Genomic DNA, 3,012 nt, shown 5'->3' with positions numbered 1-3,012 from the left:
GGTTGGCCGCCCGTCCCGGGACGGGCGGCGCCTGACTGATGCGGCCCCCTGACCGCTCTCGGCGGGGGCCGTTTCGGTAGATTCATCCCTCGGTGCCGCACCGAAGGAGCCCCGTGAGCATTCCCGAACTGACCGACGTCCATCCGGCGTGGCTGCCGCCCGAGGCGTTCAGGGCGATCGGTTCCCGCCGCACCCTCGTGCGGGCGGACGGGCCGCTCGCCGAGACCGTGCGGGAGGAGGTCGCGCAGGCCTGCGCCCGGTACGGCGGAAGCGTCACAGACGGAGGGCCGTTCGACCTCCTGCTGAGCCTGTCGGAGGCCGAGGGCGAGGATGGATACGCGCTCTCCCGGCAGGACGGCGTCACGACCGTGGCCGGCGGCGATCCCGCCGGGCTGCTCTACGGGTTCTTCCACGTCGTCCGGCTGGGCGAGGCGGCGTTCGAGGGCGAGCGGACGGTCGAGCACCACCGGCCCGCGATGCGGCGGCGCATGCTCGACCACTGGGACAACATCGACGTGCACCCGGTGATGGGCCAGGTCGAGCGCGGCTACGCGGGCGGGTCCATCTTCTGGGAGGACGGCGCGCTGCGCCCGGACCTGACCCGGGTGCGGGCCTACGGGCGGCTGCTGGCCGCGGCAGGCGTCAACGCGGTCGCGGTCAACAACGTGAACGTGCACGCCACCGAGGCCCACCTGCTGACCGACCGGCTCGGCGAGGTGGCCGCCATCGCGGCCGAGCTGCGCCCGTACGGGATCCGCGTGCATTTGTCGGTCAACTTCGCCTCCCCCATCGCGCTCGGCGGCCTCCCCACCGCCGACCCGCTGGACGAGGACGTCCAGAGGTGGTGGGCGGAGACCACCGAGCACGTCTACGCGATAATTCCGGACTTCGGCGGATATGTCGTGAAAGCCGACTCGGAGGGGCAGCCGGGCCCGTTCGCGTACGGGCGCAGCCACGCCGACGGCGCGAACATGCTCGCCAATGCCCTGGCCCCCTTCGGCGGGTTCGTCCACTGGCGGGCCTTCGTCTACAACCACCGGCAGGACTGGCGCGACCGCTCGACCGACCGCGCCCGCGCGGCCCACGACCATTTCGCCCCGCTCGACGGCCGGTTCCTCGACAACGCGATCCTGCAGGTCAAGCACGGCCCCATGGACTTCCAGACGCGGGAGCCGGTCTCCCCGGTGATCCTGGACATGCAGGGGACCCGCCTGGCGGTGGAGCTGCAGGTGACGCAGGAGTACACCGGCCAGCAGCGGCACGTCTGCTACCTGGCTCCGATGTGGAGCGAGGTCCTCGCGTTCGAGGACCTCGCCGAAGCGGGCGACCTGGTCGCGGTCTCCAACGTGGGCGACGACCGCTTCTGGACCGGCCACCCGCTCGCGCAGGCCAACCTGTACGCGTTCGGCCGCCTCGCCTGGGACCCGGGCCTCGACCCGGCCGCCATCCTCGACGAGTGGATGGACCTCACCTTCGCGCGGCCCGGCGAGGCGCTGCGGCGCACCCTGCACGCCATGATGGACGGGTCGTGGCGCACGTACGAGCGCTACACCGCGCCGCTCGGCGTCGGCTTCATGGTGCGCCCAGGCCACCACTACGGCCCGGACGTGGACGGGTACGAGTACACGCCGTGGGGCACGTACCACTTCGCCGACCGCGACGGCGTGGGCGTGGACCGCACGCGCGCCACCGGCACCGGCTTCACCGGCCAGTACCCCGAGCCGTGGTCGGACATCTACGAGTCGCTCGAGCGGTGCCCCGACGAGTTGCTGCTGTTCTTCCACCACGTTCCGTACGGGCACGTGCTGCACAGCGGCTCGACGGTCATCCAGCACATCTACGACACCCACTTCGCGGGCGTCGAGGAGGTGGCCGAGTCCCGGCTGCTCTGGGAGAAGCTCGCGGACACCGGCGCGGTGGCCCCCGACGTGTACGCCCGGGTGCGGGACCTCCTCGACGAGCAGCTCCGCTGCGCCGAGGAGTGGCGCGACCAGATCAACGCCTATTTCTTCCGCAAGTCAGGCGTGCCCGACGCGCACGGAAGGCGCATCCCCTAGGGAGCGCCCGGCGAACGACCGCGCGACGGCGGTGACAGCCGCCAACAGCACGGGCAGGGCGACGATCGCGGGCCACGGCACGTCCAGCACGACGTCGGGTGTGACGGGCCCGCCCTGCCAGGCGCGCACGAGCCGGGGCATCGCGACGTAGCAGAGCCCCAGCCCCAGCAAGGTGCCCCCGGCGGCGTGCCACAGGGTCACCCAACGGCCCGCGGCGGCGGAGCAGAGCAGGAGGCCGAACGCGGCCACCAGCCCCAGCGCGATCGCTTCGCCCAGCAGAACGGGCAATGGGGCCGCCGAATCCGGCGAGCCGATCACCGTGACGTCCCACCCGGATCCGGCCACCGCCGCGCGGACCCCGTTCCCGTCGCCGTCCACGGCGAGCCACCAGTCGGTGGCGGGCAACGGCGGCCGTGCCGCGGCCAGATTCCAGGCCTGCAAGGTTTGCCAGTCCATGAGGACGGCGGCCGAGTCGAGAGCGACGCCGGGCATGCGCCCGACGACACCGGCGAGCTCGACCTGGAGCTGTCGTCGTCCGAGCGAGATGGAGCCGGTCCGGCCCGTGGCGAGCTTCGCCGAGGCGGCCAGCTCGGCGGTGAGCACGATCGGCACCGGCCGGGCAGGGGAGGCGCTCAGCGGTACGGGCCGCACGACGGCCGCGCCGTCCTTCACCTTCAGCGAGAACAGCCCTGTGCCACTTTCCGTGCCTTCCGACCAGCGCTGACCCGCGGGCAGAGCCAATTCCCGGCCGTCGGCGCGCAGCGCGGTCACGGTGGCCACGTGAGCGGAGTCGTCGGTGGCGTTGCCCAGGAAACCCCGGACGGAAAGCGGGTAAGCGATCTTCCCGTCCCGGCCGGCCAGGCCGGCAAGGTCCACGTCCACCTTCGCGGAGCCTTCGCGCGGTGGTGCGACCGGCAGGTCGTGCCAGACTCCGAGGGCGTCGGAGACCACCACG

2 protein-coding genes are annotated in these 3,012 nt (G+C 72.5%); one reads left to right on the top strand and one right to left on the bottom strand.

Features of this window, described 5'->3' with window-relative positions:
- Positions 1–113: 113 nt before the first annotated feature.
- Entirely contained in the window at positions 114–2,057 is a 1,944-nt protein-coding gene (locus tag AB0J09_RS60860; protein ID WP_360713077.1) for an alpha-glucuronidase, read from the top strand.
- On the opposite strand, the gene AB0J09_RS60855 is transcribed toward AB0J09_RS60860, so the two are convergent.
- On the bottom strand, positions 2,019–3,012 hold a 994-nt coding region (locus AB0J09_RS60855), incomplete at its 5' end, for a hypothetical protein (protein ID WP_360713074.1). The genes AB0J09_RS60860 and AB0J09_RS60855 overlap by 39 nt on opposite strands.

The sequence above is a fragment of the Nonomuraea sp. NPDC049784 genome (assembly GCF_040659615.1).
GTDB lineage: Bacteria > Actinomycetota > Actinomycetes > Streptosporangiales > Streptosporangiaceae > Nonomuraea.
Note: the sequence above shows the minus strand (reverse complement) of the source record. Positions and strands in the feature narration are given on the sequence as shown.